At 73.9% G+C, this 21,155-nt stretch carries 21 protein-coding genes; 13 read left to right on the top strand and 8 right to left on the bottom strand.

All coding sequences use genetic code 11. From position 1 onward, the window contains the following. The first annotated feature begins 51 nt into the window (after positions 1 to 51). Together BLT43_RS19135 and BLT43_RS10535 are read left to right on the top strand one after the other, a co-directional pair. Entirely contained in the window at positions 52 to 432 is a 381-nt protein-coding gene (locus BLT43_RS19135) for an antitoxin Xre/MbcA/ParS toxin-binding domain-containing protein (protein WP_090112646.1), read from the top strand. Between the two features lie 80 nt (positions 433 to 512). Then, complete coding sequence (locus tag BLT43_RS10535) at positions 513 to 1,334, top strand: alpha/beta fold hydrolase (protein WP_165612587.1); 822 nt, start codon at positions 513 to 515, stop codon at positions 1,332 to 1,334. Positions 1,335 to 1,341: 7 nt separating this feature from the next. Here the strand turns inward: BLT43_RS10535 and BLT43_RS10530 are convergent, their stop codons facing one another. Further along, on the bottom strand, positions 1,342 to 1,818 hold the full coding sequence (locus BLT43_RS10530; RefSeq protein ID WP_090112642.1) for an Lrp/AsnC family transcriptional regulator: 477 nt from the start codon (positions 1,816 to 1,818) through the stop codon (positions 1,342 to 1,344). 108 nt (positions 1,819 to 1,926) lie between these two features. Here BLT43_RS10530 and BLT43_RS10525 point away from each other — a divergent pair, with 108 nt between their 5' ends. Next, positions 1,927 to 3,363: an aminotransferase class V-fold PLP-dependent enzyme gene (locus tag BLT43_RS10525; protein ID WP_090112640.1), complete on the top strand. Its 1,437-nt coding sequence runs from the start codon at positions 1,927 to 1,929 to the stop codon at positions 3,361 to 3,363. 8 nt (positions 3,364 to 3,371) lie between these two features. On the opposite strand, the gene BLT43_RS10520 is transcribed toward BLT43_RS10525, so the two are convergent. After that, complete coding sequence (locus BLT43_RS10520; RefSeq protein WP_090112639.1) at positions 3,372 to 4,235, bottom strand: LysR family transcriptional regulator; 864 nt, start codon at positions 4,233 to 4,235, stop codon at positions 3,372 to 3,374. 147 nt (positions 4,236 to 4,382) lie between these two features. Between BLT43_RS10520 and BLT43_RS10515 the strand changes: the two genes are divergently transcribed. From BLT43_RS10515 to BLT43_RS10490, 6 genes are read left to right on the top strand one after another with little or no spacing between them, the layout of a single operon-like run. Then, a complete protein-coding gene (locus tag BLT43_RS10515) occupies positions 4,383 to 5,213 on the top strand; it encodes a putative hydro-lyase (protein ID WP_242652275.1) in 831 nt (276 codons plus the stop codon). A gap of 16 nt (positions 5,214 to 5,229) precedes the next feature. Further along, positions 5,230 to 6,270, top strand: a complete 1,041-nt coding sequence (locus tag BLT43_RS10510) for a TRAP transporter substrate-binding protein (protein ID WP_090112638.1) — start codon at positions 5,230 to 5,232, stop codon at positions 6,268 to 6,270. 4 nt (positions 6,271 to 6,274) lie between these two features. Further along, positions 6,275 to 6,808, top strand: a complete 534-nt coding sequence (locus BLT43_RS10505; RefSeq protein WP_090112636.1) for a TRAP transporter small permease subunit — start codon at positions 6,275 to 6,277, stop codon at positions 6,806 to 6,808. Further along, positions 6,805 to 8,082, top strand: a complete 1,278-nt coding sequence (locus BLT43_RS10500) for a TRAP transporter large permease (protein ID WP_090112634.1) — start codon at positions 6,805 to 6,807, stop codon at positions 8,080 to 8,082. The genes BLT43_RS10505 and BLT43_RS10500 overlap by 4 nt, the downstream gene beginning before the upstream one ends. Before the next feature lie 24 nt (positions 8,083 to 8,106). After that, the gene (locus BLT43_RS10495; protein ID WP_090112632.1) at positions 8,107 to 8,760 is read left to right on the top strand and encodes a DUF2848 domain-containing protein; all 654 of its coding nucleotides are present in this window, start codon (positions 8,107 to 8,109) and stop codon (positions 8,758 to 8,760) included. Beyond that, the gene (locus tag BLT43_RS10490; protein WP_090112631.1) at positions 8,757 to 10,034 is read left to right on the top strand and encodes an amidase family protein; all 1,278 of its coding nucleotides are present in this window, start codon (positions 8,757 to 8,759) and stop codon (positions 10,032 to 10,034) included. Before BLT43_RS10495 ends, BLT43_RS10490 begins: the two co-directional genes overlap by 4 nt. A 46-nt stretch (positions 10,035 to 10,080) precedes the next feature. Here BLT43_RS10490 and BLT43_RS10485 read toward each other — a convergent pair whose 3' ends face one another. The 4 genes from BLT43_RS10485 to BLT43_RS10470 form a co-directional block, all read right to left on the bottom strand. After that, a complete protein-coding gene (locus BLT43_RS10485; protein ID WP_090112628.1) occupies positions 10,081 to 10,842 on the bottom strand; it encodes a potassium channel family protein in 762 nt (253 codons plus the stop codon). 62 nt (positions 10,843 to 10,904) lie between these two features. Then, entirely contained in the window at positions 10,905 to 12,176 is a 1,272-nt protein-coding gene (locus tag BLT43_RS10480; RefSeq protein WP_090112626.1) for a hydroxysqualene dehydroxylase, read from the bottom strand. Further along, on the bottom strand, positions 12,173 to 13,027 hold the full coding sequence (locus BLT43_RS10475; protein ID WP_090112624.1) for a squalene/phytoene synthase family protein: 855 nt from the start codon (positions 13,025 to 13,027) through the stop codon (positions 12,173 to 12,175). The genes BLT43_RS10480 and BLT43_RS10475 overlap by 4 nt, the downstream gene beginning before the upstream one ends. Beyond that, positions 13,024 to 13,932 (bottom strand): squalene/phytoene synthase family protein, encoded by a 909-nt coding sequence (locus BLT43_RS10470; RefSeq protein WP_207497501.1) that lies wholly within the window; start codon positions 13,930 to 13,932, stop codon positions 13,024 to 13,026. Before BLT43_RS10470 ends, BLT43_RS10475 begins: the two co-directional genes overlap by 4 nt. 113 nt (positions 13,933 to 14,045) lie before the next feature. On the opposite strand from BLT43_RS10470, the gene crtI reads away from it, so the two are divergent. Genes crtI through BLT43_RS10450 form a run of 4 tightly spaced genes read left to right on the top strand, consistent with a single transcriptional unit; the run spans position 14,046 to position 19,075 of the window. After that, positions 14,046 to 15,611, top strand: a complete 1,566-nt coding sequence (gene crtI / locus BLT43_RS10465; RefSeq protein WP_090112620.1) for a phytoene desaturase family protein — start codon at positions 14,046 to 14,048, stop codon at positions 15,609 to 15,611. Further along, positions 15,608 to 17,140 (top strand): phytoene desaturase family protein, encoded by a 1,533-nt coding sequence (locus BLT43_RS10460; RefSeq protein ID WP_090112618.1) that lies wholly within the window; start codon positions 15,608 to 15,610, stop codon positions 17,138 to 17,140. Before crtI ends, BLT43_RS10460 begins: the two co-directional genes overlap by 4 nt. Then, positions 17,124 to 17,951, top strand: a complete 828-nt coding sequence (locus tag BLT43_RS10455; RefSeq protein ID WP_090112616.1) for a lysophospholipid acyltransferase family protein — start codon at positions 17,124 to 17,126, stop codon at positions 17,949 to 17,951. Before BLT43_RS10460 ends, BLT43_RS10455 begins: the two co-directional genes overlap by 17 nt. Then, positions 17,951 to 19,075 (top strand): glycosyltransferase family 2 protein, encoded by a 1,125-nt coding sequence (locus BLT43_RS10450; RefSeq protein ID WP_090112614.1) that lies wholly within the window; start codon positions 17,951 to 17,953, stop codon positions 19,073 to 19,075. The genes BLT43_RS10455 and BLT43_RS10450 overlap by 1 nt, the downstream gene beginning before the upstream one ends. Here the strand turns inward: BLT43_RS10450 and BLT43_RS10445 are convergent. Next, entirely contained in the window at positions 19,072 to 20,445 is a 1,374-nt protein-coding gene (locus BLT43_RS10445) for an aldehyde dehydrogenase family protein (RefSeq protein ID WP_090112612.1), read from the bottom strand. The genes BLT43_RS10450 and BLT43_RS10445 overlap by 4 nt on opposite strands. Then, on the bottom strand, positions 20,442 to 21,149 hold the full coding sequence (locus BLT43_RS10440; RefSeq protein WP_090112610.1) for a DUF2238 domain-containing protein: 708 nt from the start codon (positions 21,147 to 21,149) through the stop codon (positions 20,442 to 20,444). The genes BLT43_RS10445 and BLT43_RS10440 overlap by 4 nt, the downstream gene beginning before the upstream one ends. Positions 21,150 to 21,155 lie beyond the last annotated feature (6 nt).

Below are 21,155 nucleotides of genomic sequence, written 5' to 3'. Positions count from 1 at the left end.
CCCTTTCCGCCGGACGGCGCGCCGCTACTTCGCGCCACGGAGGATGATGCCATGCATGAACGCAACCTTGGCGCAAGCGGCGCGGCGCGCCTGCTCGACGCCGACGAGGTGGCCCGCGGCCTGCGCCGCTGGGTGCCGCTGGGCGCGAGCCTGGCCGAGAACTGGGCCCGCGAGGGCCGGGTGATCGGCGTCACCCGCGCCGGCCGGACGCTCTACCCCGCCTGCCAGTTCGACCGCGCCGGCCTGCCGATCGCGGCGATGCAGGAGGTGATCCGCGCGCTGCGTCCGCAGCGCGGCGCCGAGGGCGTGCTGGACTGGCTCCACGCCCCCTGCCCCGCGCTCGGCGGCCGCGCCCCGGCCGAACGTCTGCCCGAGACCCCCGCCGCCGTCGCCGCGGCCGCCGCCGCCGCGGCCAGGCGCCACGCGGCCTGAGCGCCGGCTCGGCAACCGCCCGGCGATCGGCTATGGTCGGAGGTGTCGCCCGACGCCCGCCCGACGTCAAAGGAGCCCCGATGCCGCGCCCCGACGCCCCCGTGACCGAGACGCTGACCACCCCAGACGGCGTGACGCTCGGCTACGACCGGCAGGGCGCCGGCCCGCCGCTGGTGCTGCTGCATGGCAGCTTCAGCGACCACCGCTCGAACTGGGCCGAAACCCGGCCGCTGCTGGCGCGGCATCTCACGGTCCACGCGCTGGCCCGGCGCGGCCGCGGCGACACCGACGCCACCTACACCCACGGCATCGAGGACGAGGCCCGCGACGTGCTGGCGCTGATCGACCGGATCGGCGTGCCGGTCCACCTGCTCGGCCATTCGCACGGCGCGCAGGTCGCGCTGGCCGCCGCGGCCATGGCCCCCGACCGCATCCGCCGCCTCGTGCTCTACGAGCCGCCCCACCCCGACGGCCCGAAGCGGGTGCTGGACGCCGAGCTTAAAGAGGCCGCGCGGCAGGAGGACTGGACGAGCGTGGCGCGGGCCTTTTTCACCAGCCTGCTCGACATGCCCGGCGAGACCTTCGAGGGGCTGCGCCTGTCCAAGGACTGGGAGCCGATGCTGGCCGATGCCCGCGCCTCGATCGGCGACATGCAGGCGATGGCCCGGATGGAATGGCGGCCCGAGCGATTCGCCGGGCTTTCCATGCCGGTGCTGCTGCAATCGGGCTCCGAGAGCCCCGCGCGCATGTTCGTCACCGACGATCTCGCCCGCGTGCTGCCCGATGCCCGGCGCGACACGCTCGAAGGACAGGGCCACGACGCGACCCTGACCGCGCCGGAGGCCTATGCCGCCTCGGTGCTGCGCTTTCTTCTGGACGGGCCAAAGGAGCGCCCGCGCTGACCCCGGCTCAGCGCAGCACCGAGCGGATCGCCAGCGGCCGGTTCTCGAGGATCGCCTCCATCGCGAAATGCCCGGTCACCGCCTCGATGTCGAAGCCCTTGATCAGCGCCTGGTAGAACCGGTCATAGCCCGCCATGTCGGGGCAGACCGCCTTGATCATGTAGTCCCAATGCCCGCCGATCCGGTGGAAATCGACCACCTCCGGCAGCGCCTCGACATGGGCGCGGAAGGCGCGCGCCCAGTCCGAGGCGTGGTGGCGGGTGCGGATCATCACGAAGACCGTAAGCCCGAGCCCCAACGCCGCCGGGTCGATATCGGCCCGCCGCCCCCTGAGCGCGCCCGCCTCCTCCAGCCGCTTCAGCCGCCGCCAGCAGGCGTTCTGCGACAGCCCGACCCGCGCCGCCAGCTCGCGCTGCGACAGCCCGCCCTCGCGTTGCAAGAGCTCCAGCAGTCTGCGGTCGATCTGATCGGTCTCGATGGCCATATCGATGCAATCTGACCCAATCGAGACCCCCAGACCAGATCAAATCGGTGTCGATCGATCCATGACAGCCATGAATGATCGCATCGACACCGCTCAGGAGGGACCGCCGTGACCGACATCTTCGCCCGTTTCGAGACTGCCCTGGCCGAGGCCGGCCCCGCCGCGCTGCGCGCGGGCCAGTTCGGGCGCGGCGCGCGGATCGACGGGCCGCTCGGGCCGGTGCCGCTGGTCTATGCCGACGACACCGCCTCGGGCCGGGCGCTGCGGCAGGTCGAGACGCTTTTGCAGGAGGAAGTCCTGCCCTTCTACGCCAACAGCCACACCGAGGCCTCGCATTGCGGCGGGCTGATGACCCGGCTGCGCCGCGCCGCCCGCGCCCGCGTGGCCATGGGCTGCGGCGCCGACGACGCCCACGCGGTGATCTTCTGCGGCGGCGGCGCCACCGCCGGGATCAACCGGCTCGTGGGCCTCCTCGGCATCCCCGCCGCGCGGGCGCAGGGCCGCCCGGTGCACGTGCTGATCGGCCCGTGGGAGCATCACTCCAACATCCTGCCCTGGCGCGAAAGCGGCGCCGAGGTGACAGAGCTGCCCGAGGGCCCGCACGGCCCCTGCCTCGACGCGCTGGACGCCGGCCTCGCCCGCGCCCGCGCCGCGGGTGCGCTCTGCGTCGTCGCCGTCTCGGGCGCCTCGAACGTCACCGGCGCCATCGCCGACACCGCCCGCGTCACCCGCGCGGTCAAGCGGGGCGGCGGGCTGATGGTCTGGGACATGGCCTGCGCCGCGCCCTACCTGCCGCTCGAGATGCGCCCCGGCGGCGCCGAGGCCGACGCCATGGTGCTCTCGCCGCACAAGTTCGCCGGCGGGCCCGGCGCCTCGGGCGTGCTCGTCATCCGCCGCGCCGCCTGCGCCGCCACCCGCCCGACCCAGCCCGGCGGCGGCACGGTGCGCTTCGTCGGACCCGAGACGCATGACTACCTGCCCGACCTCGCCGCGCGCGAGGAGGCCGGCACCCCCAACGTTCTGGCCGACCTGCGCGCCGCGCTGGCCTTCGCGGTGAAGGGCGCGATGCAGGCCATGGGGCTGCTCGAGACCGAGGCCACGCTCGCCCGCCGCGGCCTCGAGGCTCTGCGCGCCGCGCCCGGCATCGAGCTTCTGGGCTGCCCCGACCGCCCGCGCCTGCCGGTCTTCGCGCTGCGCGTCACCGCCGCCGACGGCGAGCCCGTGCACCAGCAGCTCGCCACGCGGATGCTGTCGGACCTCTCCGGAGTGCAGGCGCGCGGCGGCTGCGCCTGCGCCGGGCCCTACGTGCACCGCCTGCTCGGCATCGACGCGGCGGCCTCCGAGGCGCTGCGCGCCCGCATCCTCGCGGGCGAGGAGCTGGCCAAGCCCGGCTTCCTGCGCTTCAACCTCTCGCCGATGATGGAGGCCTATGAGGTCGACGCCGTGCTCGACGCCGTCGCCGCCCTGCCCGCGCAGGCGGTCCGGCACCGCGACGGCTACGCCGCCGACCCGGCCCGCGCCGTCTTCGGGCCGCGCGCCGCCTAGTTCGGGGCCTAGTTCCAGCTCTCGGCCACCTGCCGGGCGATCTCGGCCGCCTCGCTGGCGGTGGCGTTGTTCTCGTCGCCGATGAAGGAGGCCGAGAAGACCAGCGCCTCGGGCCGCCAGCCCGGGTCGAACTCGGCGATCCGCCCCTCGGCCACGTGGCGCCGCCCCAGCCGCTCGGGGATCACGCCGACCCCGAGGCCGGCCGCCACCATCTCGATCGCGGTCGAGAGCGAGTTCGACGGGAAGATCTGCGCCGCGCTGCCGTGGCGGGCATAGAGCTCGGCGGCGAGGTGGCGGTGCGGGCGCGACTGCCGGTTGTAGGTGATCACCGGCACCTGCGACAGGTCCGGCGCCGCCATCTCCAGCGGCCGGTACCACGCCAGCGGCACCGGCGGCAGCTCGACATTGTCGACGCTGTATTCCGAGACCGGCCCCATCAGGAAGCACAGGTCGAGCGCGCGGTCGAGCAGCGCCTCGCGCAGGTTGAGCGAGATGTCGACCGTGATCTCGATCTTCAGCCGCGGATAGGTGCTGCGCAGCCGGCGCAGGAACTCGGGCAGCCAGGTCTGCACGATCGTCTCGGCCGCGCCCACCCGCAGCAGAGAGGCGCGGCTGTCGCGCGGCGCCACCTCGGCGCGGATGCGCTCGATCGAGGTGGCGATCTGCTCGGCATGGGTGCGCAGCAGCACCCCCTCGCGGGTCAGCGTCACGCCATGCGGGCCGCGGGTGAACAGCGCCACGTCCAGCGTCTCCTCCAGCGCCGCGATCCGCGCCGAGATCGCCGGCTGCGACAGGTTCATCTGCTGCGCCGCGCGCCGCACGCCGCCGAGCCGCGCCACCCACAGGAAGGTCTTCAACTGGTCGAGCGTCATGCCGGGGCCCTCCTTCGCGGCCGGTGATCCGTGGCAGGTGATCTTCGATGGTGATCACCTCGTTCGATCACATCATAGAAGAAATCACGATTTGATCTTATTGCCCGCCGGCGTCTAGCGTGCCGGCGACGCCGAGAACAGGGCCAGATGCCGATCATGACCACCCATTCCGAGCTGCGAGAGCTGGCACCGCGGGCGCTGCGCGCCGCGTTCCGCGCGGGCCGCTACGCCGGCCACACCGCCGGGCTGGCGCCGGGCCGGCTGCAATGCAACCTCGCCATCATGCCGGCCGCGCAGGCCGAGGCCTTCGCCGAGTTCTGCGCGCTCAACCCGGTGCCCTGCCCGCTGGCGGGCCGCACCGCGCCGGGCGACCCGGCGCTGCCCGATCTCGGCCACGACATCGACCTGCGCCGCGACCTGCCGCTCTACCACGTCTACCGCGACGGCGCGCTGGCCGACCGGCCGCGCGACATCGCGGCGCTGTGGCGCGACGACATGGTGGGCTTCGCCATCGGCTGCTCCTTCACCATGGAATCGGCGCTGATGCGCGCCGGCTTCCCGATGCGCCACATCGAGCGCGACGTGACCGTGCCGATGTATCGCAGCAGCCTCGAGACCCGCCCCGCCGGCCCCTTCGGCGGCGCCGTGGTGGTCTCGATGCGCCCCGTGCACCGCGACCGGATCGACGAGGTCCGCGAGCTGAGCGCCCGCTACCCGATGGCGCATGGCGCGCCGCTGCATGTCGGCGACCCGGCGGCGATCGGCATCGACGTCGAGCGCCCCGACTGGGGCAGCGCGGTGCCGATCGGCCCCGATGAGCTGCCGGTGTTCTGGGCCTGCGGCGTCACCCCGCAGGTGGCGATGATGGGCGCGCAGCTGCCGCTCTGCATCAGCCACGCGCCGGGCGCCATGCTGATCACCGATCTCGATGACGGCACCCGTGCCGATGACGAACCGACCGACCGACAAGACCGATAACAGGGAGAACCACGATATGACCCGCACCCTTCTTTCGCTGAGCGCGGCCGCGGCCCTCATGGGCGGCACCGCCCTGCAGGCCGAGGAACTGGCCGTCGTCGGCAGCTGGAGCGGCCTGCCGCTGCACAAGCAGTACGAGGCGCCGTTCTGGACCGAGGAGCTGCCCGCCGCCACCGACGGCGCGCTGACCGCGACGCTGACCACGCATGACCAGATGGGCATCGACGGCGGCGACGTCTACCGCATGCTCGGCGACGGCGTGTTCGACGTCGGCATGACCGTGGCCGACTACGCCGTGGCCGACAGCGCCGCGCTCGAGGCGCTCGACGTGCCGCTTCTGGCCGAGGACGCCGCCACCGCCCGCGCCATGGTCGAGGCCGCCCGGCCGATGGTCGACGACATCTATGCCGACGTGTTCAACGCCAAGGTTCTGGGCATCGCGCCCTACCCGCCGCAGGTCGTGTTCTGCAACGGCGAGATCACCGGCCTCGCCGATCTCGAGGGCAAGAAGGTCCGCGCCTCCGGCCGCATGACCGCCAAGCTCCTCGAGGCGCTCGGCGCCGAGGGCGTCAATGTCAGCTTCGGCGAGGTGCCCGGCGCGCTGCAGCGCGGCGTGGTCGACTGCGCCGTCACCGGCGCGGGCTCGGGCTACTCGGCCGGCTGGTGGGAGGTCTCCACCCACCTGCTGCCGCTGCCGCTCGGCGGCTGGGACCCGGTCGTCACCGCGATCAACATGGACAGCTGGAACGCGCTCTCCGAAGAGCAGCAGCAGCAGCTCGAGACCGCCGTCTCCGAAAAGCTGCAGCAGCCCGCATGGGACGCCGCGCAGGACGCGCTGGAAAACGACATCGCCTGCCTGACCGGCAACGGCGAATGCCCGGCCGGCGAGGCGCGCGACATGACGCTCGTGGAGGCCACCGAGGCCGACACCGAGGCCGCGCGCGAGGCGCTGGTCAACGAGGTCCTGCCCGACTGGGCGGCGCGCGCCGGCGACGACTGGGCGCAGCGCTGGAACGACAGCGTCGGCCAGGTGGTCGGCGTCACGGTCGGGGGCTGAACCGATGGCGGGGATCATCCGATGGCTGAGCCGGATCAATGACGGCGTCGCCCTGCTGGCGGGCTTCGGCCTGATGGCCTGCGTCGCGCTGATCCTCGCCGAAATCGCGGCGCGCCGGCTCGGCGCGCCGCTGGGCGGCACCGACGAGATCTCGGGCTACGTCATGGCGGCGGTCACCAGCTGGGGCATCAGCTACGCCCTGACCGAGCGCGCGCATGTCCGCATCGACCTGCTGCGCGTGCGCGGCGGCTCGGGCTTCCGCGCCGCGCTCGACTGCCTCGCCATGCTGAGCCTCGCCGGCGTCGCGCTGGTCACCGCCTGGCACGGCTGGGCGGTGCTGGAGAAGACGCTCGGCACCGGCGCACGCGCCAACACCGCGCTCGAGACGCCGCTGTGGATTCCGCAGGCGATCTGGTGGGCCGGCTGGAGCTGGTTCGCGATCTCGGCGGTGCTGCTGTCCATCGCGGCGCTGCTTCTCGCCATCAAGGGACGCTTCGACGGCGTCGAGGACATCGCCGGCACGGAGACCACGGCATGATCGCATTCACCGCCATCGGCCTTCTGGGCCTGCTCGCGCTCTCGATCCCGGTGGGGATCGTGCTGTTCCTGCTGGGCTTCGGGCTCGACATCTTCTTCAGCCCCTTCCCGCTGATCCGCGGTCTCGGGCAGGTGGTCTGGTCCTCCTCGAACAGCGCCACGCTGATCGCCATCCCCTTCTTCGTTCTGCTGGGCGAGATCCTCGTGCGCAGCGGCGTCGCGGCGCGCACCTACGAGGCGCTCAACACCTGGGTGTCGTGGCTGCCCGGCGGGCTGATCCACGCCAACATCGCCACCTCGACCCTGTTCTCGGCCACCTCCGGCTCCTCGGTGGCGACCGCCGCCACCGTCGCCACCGTGGCGATGCCGCAGGCCGAGCGGCTGGGCTACGACCAGCGGCTGTTCTCCGGCGCGATCGCCGCGGGCGGCACGCTGGGCATCCTGATCCCGCCCTCGATCAACCTGATCGTCTACGGCTTCCTCACCGAAAGCTCGATCCCGCAGCTCTTTCTCGCCGGCCTGCTGCCGGGCCTCCTGATGGCGCTGGCCTTCATGGCGGCCACGGTCGTGCTGTGCGTGATCAACCCGCGCCTCGGCGGCCCGCGGCCCAGCTTCGGCTGGGGCCAGCGCATCGCCAGCCTCGCCGACCTTCTGCCGATCCTCGGCCTCTTCGTGGCCATCGTCGGCTCGATCTATGCCGGCTGGGCCACGCCGACCGAGGCCGCCGCGATCGGCGTCGCCATCGCGCTGCTGATCGCCGCGCAGCAGAAGGCGCTGAGCCTCTCGATGCTGCGCGACGCGCTGCGCGGCGCGGTCCGGACCTCGGCCATGGTGATGCTGGTGGTGATCGGCGCCTACGTGCTGAACTACGTGCTCACCGCCGCCGGCGTCAGCCGGGCGCTGCAGAACATGCTCGAGGGGCTCGACATCTCGCCCTTGGCCACGCTCTTCGTGATCATCGCCATCTACATCGTGCTGGGCTTCTTCATCGAGACCCTGTCGCTGATGGTGGCGACCATCCCGATCATCGTGCCGATCGTGGTGGGCTTGGGCTACGACAAGATCTGGTTCGGCGTGCTGATGATCATCCTGGTCGAGATGGCGCTGATCACCCCGCCGGTCGGGCTCAACCTCTACGTGGTGCAATCCGCCCGCAAGGGCCGCTTCACCGACGTGATGCTGGGCTGCATCCCCTACGCGCTGGTTATGCTGGGCATGGTCGGCCTGCTGATCGTGGCGCCCTGGCTCGCGCTCTACCTGCCCTCGACCTTCTGACACGCTGACTTCCAAGGACACCCAATGCAGTTCGATACCCCCGGCGGCCCCGTCGACATCGCGATCACCGACCTGACGGTCGCCGGCTGGACCGGGCGCGACCGCGCCGCCGTCGACCACCACATCGCCGAGCTGGCCGAGCTCGGGGTCGCGCCGCCGAGCCAGGTGCCGCTCTACTACCGCTGCGGCCCCGAGCTTCTGACCCAGTCGGCGCGGATCGACGTGCTCGGCGCCGACAGCTCGGGCGAGGCCGAGCCGCTCTTGGTCATGGCCGAGGGCAAGCTCTGGCTCGGCCTCGGCTCCGACCAGACCGACCGCGCGCTCGAGGCGCATTCGGTCGCCCATTCCAAGCAGGTCTGCCCCAAGCCGGTGGCCCGCGCGCTGTGGGCCTTCGACGAGGTGGCCGACCATCTCGACCAGATCGAGCTCGGCTCCAAGATCCTCGAGAACGGCGAATGGGTGAGCTACCAGAAGGGCACGCTCGCCGCGATCCGGCCGCTGGCCGACCTCGCGCAGGGCGGCGGTCTCGCCGATGGCGGCGCGATGCTCTGCGGCACGCTCGGCGCGATCGGCGGTGTGCGGCCCGCGACGCGGTTCCGGATGCGGCTCGCCGACCCGGTGCTGAACCGCGAGATCACCGCCGAATACGAGATGCGCGTGCTGCCGGTGGTGGCATGACCGCCGCGGGCTGGCGCCCCGAGACGGCGCCGGACCGGCTCGCGGCGCTGCTCGACCGGCTCGGCCCCGAGGGCGGCCCGCGCGGCATCTACACCTCGGTCTTCGCCGAGGCCGCCCGCGCCGATGCCGACGCGGCGCGCGGCAAGGCCGGCCCGCTGGCCGGGGCGCTGGTCTCGGTCAAGGGCCTCCTCGACGTGGCGGGCGAGATCACCCATGCCGGCACCCGCTTTCTCGAGACGGGCGCGCCCGCCCGCGCCGACGCCCCCGCCGTCGCCCGGCTGCGCGCCGCGGGCGCCGTGCTGACCGGCCACACCGCGATGTCGGAACTGGCCTATTCCGGCCTCGGCCTCAACGACCACCACGGCACCGCCGACAACCCGGCCTGGCCCGGCCGCATCCCCGGCGGCTCGACCTCGGGCGGCGCGGCCTCGGTCGCGGCCGGCCTCGCCGACATCGCGATCGGCAGCGACACCGGCGGCTCGCTGCGCATCCCGGCCGCCTTCTGCGGCCTGACCGGCTTCAAGCCGACCCAGTCGAGCGTGCCGCGCGAGGGCGCGGTGCCGCTTTCCGACAGCCTCGACAGCCTCGGCCCGATCGCCCGCGACGTCGCCGGCTGCGCCGCCGCGTGGCGGGTGATGGCCGGCCGCGCCGCGCCCGAGACCGCCGCCGCACCGCTGCGCCTGCGCGTGGCGCGCAACTTCGGCTTCGACGATCTCGACCCCGAGGTGGCCCAAGGCTTCGAGGCGCTGCTCGGCCGGCTGCGCGACGCCGGCCACGAGATCGACGAGACGCCGCTGCCCCTGCTCGACGACGCGGCCGCCATCCCGCCATGGCACCTCACCGCCGTCGAGTGCCGCGCGCATCACGAGGACGCCTTCCGTGAGCAGGCCCCGGCCTTCGACCCGCGCGTGCACGCCCGCATGGCCCGCGCCGACGAGGTCTCGGCCGTGGCCTACCGCCGGACGCTGAACGCCCGCGCCCGCTTCGCCGACGCCTTCGCCGGCGCGCTCGAAGGCCAGGCGCTGCTCTTGCCCAGCGTGGCGATCCTGCCGCCCCGGCCCGAGGATCTCGAGGACGACGCCGCGTTCAACCGGCTGAACCTGCTGGCGCTGCGCAACACCACGCTCGGCAACATCGCCGATGGCTGCGGCATCGCCCTGCCCTATCGCGAGGGCGGCACGCTTCTGAGCGCCATGCTGATCGCCGGGCGTGGCGCCGACGAGGCGCTGCTGTCGACCGCGGCCGGGCTCGAGCCCGCGCTCGCCGCCGCCTGAGACCGGCCCGGCCCGGGCCGGGGGGCCTTGCCGCCCCCGGCCCGGCTCAGATCTCGCCCTCGGTCGGGATGTGGATCGTCGCGCCGCAATGCTTGCAATGCACGGCGTCGGCGTCGTGCAGGATCAGCCCGCAGTCGCGGCAGGGCTGGCGCACCTTGAAGGGGCGGAACAGCACCTGCGCCAGCCGCAGAAACAGCGTCACGCCGCAGATCATGATCAGGATCGCGATCGCCCGCCCGCCCGAACTGTCGAGCGTGATGTCCCCGAAGCCGGTGGTGGTGAGCGCGGTCACCGTGAAGTAGAGCGCGTCGGCATAATTGCCGATCTCCGGGCTGGTGCGGTGCTGGGTGGCGTAGACCACCCCCGACATCACGAAGATGAACACCGCGAGGTTGGTGCTGGCGATCACCGTGCGCTCATGCGCGCGGAAGAAGGCCCAGTCCGCCCGCAGCCGGTCGCGCAGCTGGTACATGTGCAAAAGCCGCAGCGTCCGCAGCACCCGCAGGAAGGCAAAGCCCTCCCCCGCCAGTGGCGCGAAGAACGACGCCGCGCTGATGATGTCGGCCAGCGTGGTCGGGTAGACAAGGAAGCGCGCGGGCCGCGCCGCGATCGACAGCCGCGCCGCGATGTCGGCCACCACCACCGTGCCGAAGACGAGGTCGAAGACCTGCACCACCGGCCCGTAGGCGGTGAAGGAGGTCGCGACCACGAACAGGATCGCCACCACGTCGAACACCAGAAGCCAGTAGCGGAAGCGATGCGCGCGCGCCGTGTCGCCCTCGTATAGCTCTCTCAGCCTGTCGCGCATCGCGGCTCCGCGCCCCGTTTCTCCGGTCCTTGCCGGGCCAACGCCGCCCCGGCCCGGCCGGTTCAACCAGCCGTCGCCTCCTCCGGCGCGATCGCCGCGACCGGCGCGCGCAGCACCGCCTCGGCCGCCGCCCGGCCCGAGACCAGCGCCGCCTCGATCGTCGCGGGCAGCGGCCCGGCGATCCAGTCGCCCGCCAGCGCGAGGTTGGCCAGCGGCCGCGCCCCCGGCCGCGCCGCCAGCGCCTCGGGCGACTGGTCGGGTGTCGCGCCGCGCACCCGCACGAGCCGCGCCGCCTGCGGCACCTCGTCGGTGCCGAGCGCGCGCGCCACCTCGCGCCACAACGTATCGAGAAGCGCCGCCCGCTCCCCCGGCCCGGCGGCCGAGACGGTGACCGACAGCACGTCGCCGCGCCGGAACAGCCATTGCCCCCGGCCCGAGATCAGCCCCAGCAGCGGCGGCGCCGCCGCCGCCAGCCCCGGCGAGACGCGGTAATGGGCGTTGACGATGTCGCCGCCCCGGCCCGGCGCGGGCCGGCCCAGAAGCGCCGCCGCGGCCTCCGCGGGCAGCGCCAGCACCACCGCGTCCCCGGGCCCCAGCGCCACCTCCCGGTCGCCGAAGCGCAGCGCCACCGCCCGGCCTTCGCGCCGCGCGATCCCGGTCAGCGGCTGCCGCCATGCGGGCGCGATCCCCGCCTCGGCCAGCCGCGCCAGCGCCGGCTCCACCAGCGTCGGGCCCAGCCCGTCGGGCATCAGCACCGGCCGCGCCGCGCCGCGCCCGGCCAGCACGATGCGCCGCAGCACCTCGGCCAGCGGCCGTGCCGCCGCCCGCTCGGGCGGGGCGTTCATCACCGCGAGGCAGAGCGGCTCCCACAGCCGGGTCCAGGCCGCGCCGCGGCCGCCGATCGCCTGCGCCACCGTGGCGCCCGGCCCGGCCGCCAGCAGCCGCGCCGCATCCGGCCCCAGCCGCAGCGCCGTGCCCGGCGGCAGCGCCACGCCGCGCCGCAGCAGGTCCGACAGCCCCAGCGGCAGCCGCAGCCGCCAGCCGCGCCCGGTCTCGAGATCGTGGAAGGGCAGCGCCGCCGTCTCGGCCACCTCCAGCCGCGCCGCCGTGCCGATCCGCGCGCAATGCGCCATCACCGCGTCGTTGCCGGCCAGCACGAGGTGGCTGCCATTGTCGATCAGCCGGTCGAGCCGCGCGTCGTGAAAGCTCCAGCAGCGCCCGCCGGCCCGCGCCGTCGCCTCCCACAGCGACACGCGCGGCCCGCCCGCCTCGGCCAGCCGCAGCGCCGCGGCCAGCCCGGCGAGGCCGGCGCCCACCACGTGCACATGGCTCACGAGGTCTGGCCGTTCAGCGCCAGGCAGCGCAGCCCGTCCACGAGCTTGCCCAGCCCGCTGCGGCGCGGCGGCGGGCGCTCGCAATCGGCCTCGATCCGGCGCAGCAGCCGCTCGTAGGGCCCCATCATCAACAGCGCCGGCGCCAGCCGCAGCCGCGGATGCGCGGCGATCTCGCGCGCCGCGGCGCCGTAGGCGGCGCGCGCCTGCACCGCCAGAAGCCGCCGCGCCACCGGCAGGCCCGGCGCGCCCGGTATCCGCGCCGGGTCCGCCGGCAGCCCCGCTTCCGCGAGGATCTCGGCCGGCAGGTAGAGCCGGCCCATCGCCGCGTCCTCCTCGACGTCGCGCAGGATGTTGGTCAGCTGCAGCGCCTCGGCGAGCGCCAGCGCGAAGCGCTGCGAGGCGGCGCCGCGCCACGCGCCGAAGACATGCATCGACAGGATGCCGACCGCCCCCGCGACCCGGCGCACATAGGCGTCGAGCCGGGCCTGCTCGGGGCCGACCACGCCCTCGAGATCCATCCGCATCCCCTCGAGCACCAGCTCGAACTCCGCCAGCGGCAGCCCGTGGCGCGCGATGGCGCGCTGCAGCTCGCGCCCGACCGGGCTCTGCGCCCGGCCCGCCCCGACCGCGTCCAGCTCAGCCGCCCAGGCCGCGAGCGCGGCGCGCTTCTCCTCCGCCGGGGCCGGCCCGTCGACCACGTCGTCGATCACCCGGCAGAAGGCATAGACCGCGAGGATCGCCCGCCGCCGGGCCGGCGGCAGCAGCCGCATCCCGGCGCGAAAGCTGCTGCCCGCGCCGCCGGTGATCTCGGCCACGCTCATCCGCATCTCGGCCGGTCGCGGCGCGCTCATCGCCCCGCCCCCTGCCGCGGCCGCGCCAGCTCCGCCGCCGCCGCCAGCGCCGCCGCCAGCGCGTCGCCGCGCGCGGGCGCGACGCGCCCGGCCAGCGGGTCGGCCCGGCGCAGCCGCCGCTGCAGCCGCCGCGCCAGCACCACGATCGCCCGCGCCTCGGCCGCCAGCCGGCGCGAGCGCAGCCGCCCCGGCAGATGCGCCGCCTCGGCCAGCAGCGGGTCGCAGGCGTCGAGCGCGCGGTCCACCGCCGCGCGCAGCGCCGGGTCGAGGCGGCGGGCCGCCAGCCCCTCGGCCCGGCCGCCCGCCGCCGCGATCATGTCGGCCGGAAGATACACCCGGCCCAGGTCGCGCCGGTCCTCGCCCAGATCCTGCAGGTGGTTGAGCACCTGCAGCGCGCAGCACAGCGCGTCCGAGGCCCCCTGCCCGTCCCGGCCCTCGCCATGCAACTCCAGCAGGAAGCGCCCGACCGGCACGGCCGAGCTGCGACAATATGCCATCAGCGCTTCCCAGTCGGCGCAGGGCCGCGCCGCGACATCGGCCCGGAAGGCGTCGAGCATCGCCAGCGCGTGCCGCTCGAGCCCCGGCCGCCCGACCTCGGCCAGCGCCGCGCGCAGCGCCGGGCCGCGCGGGTCGCCGCCGGCCCGCCCGCGCAGCCCCGCCTCGATCGCGTCGAGCCCGGCCAGCTTGGCGCGCGCGGCCATGTCGGGCGCGTCGGCGATGTCGTCGGCAGCGCGCACCACGCGATAGAAGGCCATCACCGCCGGGCGCAGCCGGGCGGGCAGAAGACGCGAGGCGACGGGGAAGTTCTCGTGCCCGGCACCGCGGGCCCGGGCCGGGCCGGTCGCGGCCGTCGGAAGAGGCGGTGGCAGGGGCGGCCCGGGCCGCATCGTGACAATTTTTTCCATGCCCTCGCACGTCGGTGAACTATGTAGCCGTCCGGCCCCAGCGGCTTGAGTGTAAAGGACGGACGACGCAGATGGTAGACGGGCGCAGGCCGCAGGCAAACGGGTTATCGAGCATGGCGGCACCGCCGCTGCCCCCCTCGGGCGCGACCGCGTCGCGACGGGTTCTGGTGATCGGCGCGGGCCCCGGCGGGCTCGCCAGCGCCATGCTGCTGCGCGCCGCCGGCGCCGAGGTGACGCTGCTCGAGAAGGAAGACCAGCCCGGCGGCCGCACCGGCGCGATCCGCCGCGACGGCTTCACCTTCGACATCGGCCCGACCTTCTTCCTCTACCCCGAGATCCTGCGCGAGATCTTCTCCGCCTGCGGCCGCGACTTCGACGCCGAAGTCGAGATGACCCGTCTCGACCCGATGTACCGGCTGCAGTTCGACGACGGCCGCGCCATCGAGGCCACCGACGACGTCGAGCGCCTGACCGCACAGGTCGCCAAGATCGACGCCCGCGACGCGAAGAACGTCGCCGCCTATCTCGAGGAGAACCGCGCCAAGTTCGAGGCCTTCCGCCCGATCCTGCAGCGCCCCTTCGCGGGCTTGGGCGACCTGATGCGCGGCGACATGATGAAGGCGCTGCCGAAGATGCGGCCCTGGTCCACGGTCGACCGCGACCTCAACCGCTGGTTCCGCAACCCCGACGTGCGCGTCGCCTTCTCGTTCCAGTCGAAATACCTGGGCATGTCGCCCTTCAAGTGCCCCTCGCTCTTCACCATCATCGCCCATGTCGAATACGGCTTCGGCGTGTTCCACCCCAAAGGGGGCTGCAACGCCATCACCGCCGCCATGGCGCGCATCGCGCGCGAGATGGGGGTCGACGTCCGGCTCTCCGAGCCGGTCGAGAAGCTGAAGATCGAGGGCCGCCGCGCCACCGGCGCCGTCACCGCCAAGGGCGACTACGACGCCGACGCCGTGGTGATGAACGCCGATTTCGCCCATGCCATGACGACGCTGGTGCCCGACACCGCGCGCAAGCGCTGGACCGACGCGCGGATCGCCTCCAAGAGCTACTCCTGTTCGACCTTCATGCTCTACTTGGGCATCGAGGGCAGCCTGCCGGAGATGCGCCACCACACCATCGCCTTCTCCAGCGACTACGCCAAGAACGTGGCCGAGATCGACGCCGGCCGCGCACCCGAGAACCCGACCATCTACATCCAGAACGCCTCCGTCACCGACCCGACGCTGGCGCCCGAGGGGCATTCGGCGCTCTACGTGCTGGTGCCGGTCGGCAACCTCACCGGCGGCGCCGACTGGAGCGCGCTGGCGCCGGCCTACCGCGAGAAGGTGCTCGATCGGGTCTCCAAGCTCGCCGGTCGCGACATCCGCGCCGCGATCCGCACCGAGCTGATGTTCACCCCCGACGACTGGCAGTCGAAGCTCTCGGTCTACGAGGGCGCGACCTTCAACCTCGCCCACAATCTCGGGCAGATGCTGCACTACCGGCCGCGCAACCGCTTCGAGGACATCGACGGCGTCTACCTGACCGGCGGCGGCACGCATCCCGGCTCCGGCCTGCCCACGATCTTCGAAAGCGCCCGCATCGCCGCGCGGCTCTGCGGCGAAGACCTTTCCCTGCCCGGCGCGGCCGGGCTATCAACGACACTACCCCCCATGGAGGCGGCGGAATGAGCAGAACGGCGATCATCGGCGGAGGCCTGGGCGGCCTGGCCGCCGCCTGCACGCTGGCGGCGCGCGGGCACAAGGTCGTGCTCTTCGAGAAGAACGACTGGCTCGGCGGCAAGGCCGCGGTGCTCGAGGAGGACGGCTACCGCTTCGACATGGGGCCGACCATCCTGACCATGCCGCGCGTGCTCGAGCGGATCTTCTCGGAGGCCGGGCGCGACCTGCACCGCGAACTCGACCTGCGCCGCCTCGACCCGCAATGGCGCTGCTTCTACGACGACGGCACCGTGCTCGACCTGCGCGACGACCCCAAGACGGCGGCGGAGGAGATCGGCAAGCTCTCGCCCCCCGACCGCGAGGGGTTCGAACGCTTCATGCAGGTGGCCTCGCGGCTCTCGGACGTCTCCGACCGCTTCTTCTTCTGGAAGTCGGTCGAGGACCTGCGCGACACGATGGACCTCAAGGGCAGCATGAACCTCTCGACCCTGTCGGACGTGCTGGCGCTCAGGATGCACCGCACCGTCGCGGGCCAGATCAAGCGCGACGTCAAGGACCGCCGCGTGGCGCAGATGCTCGAGCATTTCATCCAGTATGTCGGCTCCTCGCCGCTGGCCTCGCCGGCGGTGCTCTGCGGCATCGCCCAGATGCAGCAGGGCGAAGGCGTCTGGTACCCGATGGGCGGCACCCGCGCCGTGCCGCTGGCGCTGCAAAGGCTGGCCGAGGAGCTCGGCGTCGAGATCCGCACCGGCACCGGCATTTCCCGGATCGAGGTCGAGAACGGCCGCGCCCGCGCCGTGATCACCGAAGACGGCGAGCGCGTCGCGGCCGACAGGGTCGTGTCGAACATGGACAGCGTGCGCACCTATCGCGAGCTGGTCGGCGGCCCCGCCAAGGAGGCCTTCGAGAAGACCCGCAAGCGCGAGGCCGCCTGCTCGGGCGTGGTGCTCTATCTCGGGCTCGACCGCGCCTACGAGCATCTCGCGCACCACAACTTCGTCTTCTCGCGCGACCCCGAGGAGGAGTTCGCCGCGATCTACGACCGCGGCGAGCCCGCCCCCGACCCGACCGCCTACATCGCCGCGCCCGCCCGCACCGAGCCCGGCGTCGCGCCCGAGGGCGGCGAGGCGCTCTACGTGCTGGTGCACACCCCCTACCTGCGCGACCACCACGACTGGTCGAAGATGCTGCCCGAGTATCGCCGCACCATCCTCGACAAGCTCGGCCGCGCCGCCGGCATGGGCGACATCGAGGCGCGCATCAAGGTCGAGCGCACCCTCACCCCGCAGGACATCCACGAGCGCTACCGCGTGCTCAACGGCGCGATCTACGGGCTGGCCAGCCACGGCAAGGTGCTCGGCGCCTTCAAGCCCGGCAACCGCTCGCGGCAGGTCGAGGGGCTTTACCTCGCCGGCGGCTCGGCGCATCCCGGGCCGGGCATGCCGATGGCGCTGATGTCGGGCTGGATCGCCGCCGACACCGCCGACCAGGACGCGGGCGGGGTGCCGGCACGGAGCCGCGATGTCGCGGCCGAGTGACGACGACCCGGTGGCACGCCGCTCCGACGCGGCCTGCCGCTTCTTCGCGCGGGTGATGCGGCGCGAGCTGTCGCGCCACTTCCGGGCGGTGCGCATCGCCCGCCCCGGCCTGCCCGCCCTGGCCGAGAACCGGCCGGTGATGATCTGCGCCAACCACCCCTCGTGGTGGGATCCGGCGATGTTCATCGCGCTGCATCCCGAGCTGTTCCCCAAGCGCGAGGGCTTCGGGCCGATCGACGCCGCGATGCTCGAGCGCTACCGCTTCATGGCGCGGATCGGCGCCTTCGGCGTGCGGCAGGACGATGCCCGCGGCGGCGCCGATTTCCTGCGCACCGCCCGCGCGCTGATGACCGTGCCGCGCCGGGTGCTGTGGATCACCGCGCAGGGCCGCTTCGCCGACCCGCGCACGCGGCCGCTGGACCTGCGCCCCGGCGCCGCGCATCTGCTGGCCCGCGCGCCGCAGCTGGTGGCGGTGCCGCTGGCGCTGGAATACCCGTTCTGGGGCGAGAAGCGGCCCGAGGCGCTGGCGCTGTTCGGCCGCGCGATCGAGGCTCGCCCCGGCGAGCGCCCCGCCGAGATCGCCGACCGGCTCGAGGCCGGCCTGACCGAGGCCGCCGACCATCTCGCCGGGCTTTCCATGGCGCGCGACCCGTCCGCCTTCCGCGCCGTGATCGGCGGCGCGCGCGGCGTCGGCGGGGTCTACGGGTTGTGGCAGCGCGGCCGCGCCGCGCTCGACGGCCGCACCCACGCCCCCGACCACGTGCCCGACCCCACGCCCGACCCCGCGCCCGACCCCGCAAAGGAGAACTGATGCTGCTGGCCCTGTCGCTGATCGGCCTGGCGCTGGCCGCGCTCTTCGCGGTGATGTGCCTCGTCAACCTGTCGGTGCTGCGCCCGCCCGAGGCCGGCGAGGGCCCCCTGCCCGCCGTCTCGATCCTGATCCCGGCGCGCGACGAGGCCGCCAATATCGGCGCGGCGCTCGACGCGGCGCTGGCGCAGGCGGGCACGCAGGTCGAGGTGGTGGTGCTCGACGACGGCTCGACCGACGGCACCGATCGCATCGTCGAAGACTACGCCGCCCGCGACGCCCGCGCCCGGCTGCTGCGCGGCGCCGATCTGCCGCAGGGCTGGATCGGCAAGCAGCACGCCTGCTGGCAGCTCGGCCGCGCCGCGCGCCACCCGGTGCTGCTCTTCGTCGATGCCGATGTCCGCCTCGCCCCCGACGCCGCCGCCCGCATGGCAGGGCAGATGCAGGAAGACGGGCTCGACCTCGTCAGCGGCTTTCCCCGGCAGATCACCGGCACATGGGCCGAGCGGATCGTCATCCCGCAGATCTTCGTGACGCTCCTGGGCTACCTGCCCCTGCCGATGGCGCGCGCCTCGACCGACCCGTCCTTCGGCGCGGGCTGCGGCCAGCTTCTGGCGATCCGGGCCGAGGCGTGGCACGGCCTCGGCGGCCATGCCGCCTTCCGCGACCGGATGCATGACGGGCTCGAGCTGCCGCGCCGGGTGCGCGCGCGGGGCGGCAGGAGCGATCTGTGCGACGCCACCCCGATCGCCGCCTGCCGGATGTACGACACGCCCGGCCAGATCTGGCACGGCTTCATGAAGAACGCGACCGAGGGGATGGCGACGCCGCGCGCCCTGCCGGTCTGGACGGTGCTGCTGTTCGGCGGCCACGTGCTGCCGCTCCTGACGCTGGTCGCCGCGCTCGCCACCGGTGCCGCGTGGTCGCTCGCCGCTTCCGGGCTGGCCTGTGCGCTGCTGCTCGCGGCGCGCATCGCCATGGCGCGGCGGCTCGACCAGCCCTGGCTGTCGGTCGCGGCCCACCCGCTCGGCGTGCTGGTGGTGCTGGCGATCCAGTGGAGCGCGCTCTTCGGCGCGCGCCGGGGCCGGCAGGCAACCTGGCGCGGCCGAAGCTACGGCATGAACTAGCGCAAGAGCGAGGCGATGACCCGCTCAACCGCGCGGCCATAGGGCGGGCGGGCCAGCCGCGCCAGCGACCGGCGCGCCACCACCACGCTGCGCGGCCGGGTGAAGGCGCGGAAGCCCTCGTCGCCGTGATAGGCGCCCATGCCCGACTCCCCCGCCCCGCCGAAGGGCAGCTCCTGCACCGCGACATGCAGCACCGCCTCGTTGATCATCGCCCCGCCCGATCGGATCGCCGCCACCTCGGCCTCGGCCGCCGCGACGTCGCTGCCGTAGACATAAAGCGCGAGCGGCGTCGGCCGGGCATTGACGAAATCGCGCGCCGCCGCCGGCGCGTCGTAGGCCAGCACCGGCAGCACCGGCCCGAAGATCTCGTCCTGCATCGCCGGGTGGTCGGGCGCCGGGTCGATCAGCGCCCAGGCCCCCATGCGCGGCGCAGCCGGCATCCGCGCCATCAGCGGCTCGGCCCGCGCGCCCTCCAGCAGACCGGCCAGCCGCGCGCGATCCGTCTCGCGCAGGATGGCGGCGTAGTCCGGCCCGTCCGGGTCGGGATAGAGCCGCGCCGTCGCCCGCTTTAGCGCCGCGACGAAGTCGTCCATCCGGTCGCGCGGCACCAGCGCGTAGTCGGGCGCGATGCAGGTCTGCCCGGCATTGAGCAGCTTGCCCGCGACGATCGAGGCCGCCGCCTCGTCGAGATCGGCATCGGGCATCAGCAGCGCCGGCGACTTGCCCCCGAGCTCCAGCACCACCGGCACGAGGTTCTCGGCCGCCGCCCGCGCCACCTTGCGGCCCGTGGCGGTCGAGCCGGTGAAGAACAGCCCGTCGAGCGGCGCCGCCGCGATCGCCTGCGCCTGCTCGGGCCCGCCATCGAGCACGCGCACCCGCTCGGGCACCGCGTCCGCGACGATCCGGGCGATCAGCGCCCCGGTGCGCGGCATGTGCTCGGAGGGGTGCAGAAGCACCCGGTTGCCGCCCGCCAGCGCCGCCACCAGCGGCTGCAGCGCCAGCTGGAACGGGTAGTTCCACGGCGCCAGGATGCCGACCACGCCGAGCGGCTCGTGCAGCACCCGCCCGCGCGAGGGCCACAGATGCGGCGGCAGCCGCACCCGCCCCGGCCGCATCCAGCGCTTCAGGTTGCGCCGGGCGTGGCGCAGCGATTCCAGCACCAGCCCGACCTCGGCCAGCATCGTCTCGGGCCGCGGCCGTCCGCCGAAATCGGCGTCGATCGCCTGCGCGATCTCCTCGGCATGGGCGCGCACCTCGCGCGCCAGCGCCGCCAGATGCGCGTCACGCGCCGCCCGATCAGGGTCCGGCGCGGCAGCGCGGAGCGCGGCCAGAGCCGGCCCGACCCCGGTGGCGTCGTTGATGTCCTTCATCGCGTTCCTTCCCGCTCCGGCCCCGGTCGTCGGGGCGTGAAGGGCCGGCCGGTCCAGCCCCCGTAGATCACCTCGTTGCGCGCGCAGAACTCGGCCAGCAGCCCCGAGAGCGGCCAGCGCGCGCCGAAGCCCAGCCGCCGCTGCGCCGCCAGCGCGCCATAGGTCGCGCCGGCGAGGTTCACCGCCATGTCGCCCATCGTGTCGGGCAGGCCCGAGCGCTGCGCGTTGGTGCCGAACAGCGCGTCGATGCCGAACTCGAACAGCTCCCAGCCCGCGCCGACCAGCGCCGCGAAGCCGACCCCGAGCGTGCCGAGGATCCACAGCGGCGTGCGCGGCGGCGCCCCGGCGGTGGGCAGGAGCGCCAGCGCCACCCCCACCAGCGCCAGCACCGCCGAGGCGGTGAGATGCAGCGCCATGTCCCACCAGGCGCTAGTGCGATACAGCCCGCCCGCCTCGCCCAGCACGAAGGCGCAGAGGCAGAAGACGAGGATGCCCGAGCCCAGCCCCGCCGGCATCTCGATCCCCGAGATCCGGGTGTAGCCGCGCGGCAGCAGCGCCAGCACCACCGCGCCCGCGGCACCGAGCGCCAGCAGCCACTGCCCGAGCGCGGCCGCCGCCGCGGCGGTCGCCACGGCAGCGCCCCAGGCCGCCGCGCGCCACAGCACGGGCAGGACGGGTCGGCTGCGGACGGTGATGCGCTCCATGTCGCG

The sequence above is a fragment of the Limimaricola pyoseonensis genome, assembly GCF_900102015.1.
Taxonomy (GTDB): domain Bacteria; phylum Pseudomonadota; class Alphaproteobacteria; order Rhodobacterales; family Rhodobacteraceae; genus Limimaricola; species Limimaricola pyoseonensis.
This window is presented reverse-complemented; position numbering and strand designations above follow the sequence as displayed.

Excerpts from the sequence above, each read along its gene's own strand:
- BLT43_RS19135 (WP_090112646.1), top strand. The coding sequence starts at position 52 with ATGCATGAACGCAACCTTGGCGCAAGCGGCGCGGCGCGCCTGCTCGAC.
- BLT43_RS10535 (WP_165612587.1), top strand. The coding sequence starts at position 513 with ATGCCGCGCCCCGACGCCCCCGTGACCGAGACGCTGACCACCCCAGAC.
- BLT43_RS10530 (WP_090112642.1), bottom strand. The coding sequence starts at position 1,818 with ATGGCCATCGAGACCGATCAGATCGACCGCAGACTGCTGGAGCTCTTG.
- BLT43_RS10520 (WP_090112639.1), bottom strand. The coding sequence starts at position 4,235 with ATGACGCTCGACCAGTTGAAGACCTTCCTGTGGGTGGCGCGGCTCGGC.
- BLT43_RS10515 (WP_242652275.1), top strand. The coding sequence starts at position 4,383 with ATGCCGATCATGACCACCCATTCCGAGCTGCGAGAGCTGGCACCGCGG.
- BLT43_RS10510 (WP_090112638.1), top strand. The coding sequence starts at position 5,230 with ATGACCCGCACCCTTCTTTCGCTGAGCGCGGCCGCGGCCCTCATGGGC.
- BLT43_RS10505 (WP_090112636.1), top strand. The coding sequence starts at position 6,275 with ATGGCGGGGATCATCCGATGGCTGAGCCGGATCAATGACGGCGTCGCC.
- BLT43_RS10500 (WP_090112634.1), top strand. The coding sequence starts at position 6,805 with ATGATCGCATTCACCGCCATCGGCCTTCTGGGCCTGCTCGCGCTCTCG.
- BLT43_RS10495 (WP_090112632.1), top strand. The coding sequence starts at position 8,107 with ATGCAGTTCGATACCCCCGGCGGCCCCGTCGACATCGCGATCACCGAC.
- BLT43_RS10490 (WP_090112631.1), top strand. The coding sequence starts at position 8,757 with ATGACCGCCGCGGGCTGGCGCCCCGAGACGGCGCCGGACCGGCTCGCG.
- BLT43_RS10485 (WP_090112628.1), bottom strand. The coding sequence starts at position 10,842 with ATGCGCGACAGGCTGAGAGAGCTATACGAGGGCGACACGGCGCGCGCG.
- BLT43_RS10475 (WP_090112624.1), bottom strand. The coding sequence starts at position 13,027 with ATGAGCGCGCCGCGACCGGCCGAGATGCGGATGAGCGTGGCCGAGATC.
- BLT43_RS10470 (WP_207497501.1), bottom strand. The coding sequence starts at position 13,932 with ATGGAAAAAATTGTCACGATGCGGCCCGGGCCGCCCCTGCCACCGCCT.
- crtI (WP_090112620.1), top strand. The coding sequence starts at position 14,046 with ATGGCGGCACCGCCGCTGCCCCCCTCGGGCGCGACCGCGTCGCGACGG.
- BLT43_RS10460 (WP_090112618.1), top strand. The coding sequence starts at position 15,608 with ATGAGCAGAACGGCGATCATCGGCGGAGGCCTGGGCGGCCTGGCCGCC.
- BLT43_RS10455 (WP_090112616.1), top strand. The coding sequence starts at position 17,124 with ATGTCGCGGCCGAGTGACGACGACCCGGTGGCACGCCGCTCCGACGCG.
- BLT43_RS10450 (WP_090112614.1), top strand. The coding sequence starts at position 17,951 with ATGCTGCTGGCCCTGTCGCTGATCGGCCTGGCGCTGGCCGCGCTCTTC.
- BLT43_RS10445 (WP_090112612.1), bottom strand. The coding sequence starts at position 20,445 with ATGAAGGACATCAACGACGCCACCGGGGTCGGGCCGGCTCTGGCCGCG.
- BLT43_RS10440 (WP_090112610.1), bottom strand. The coding sequence starts at position 21,149 with ATGGAGCGCATCACCGTCCGCAGCCGACCCGTCCTGCCCGTGCTGTGG.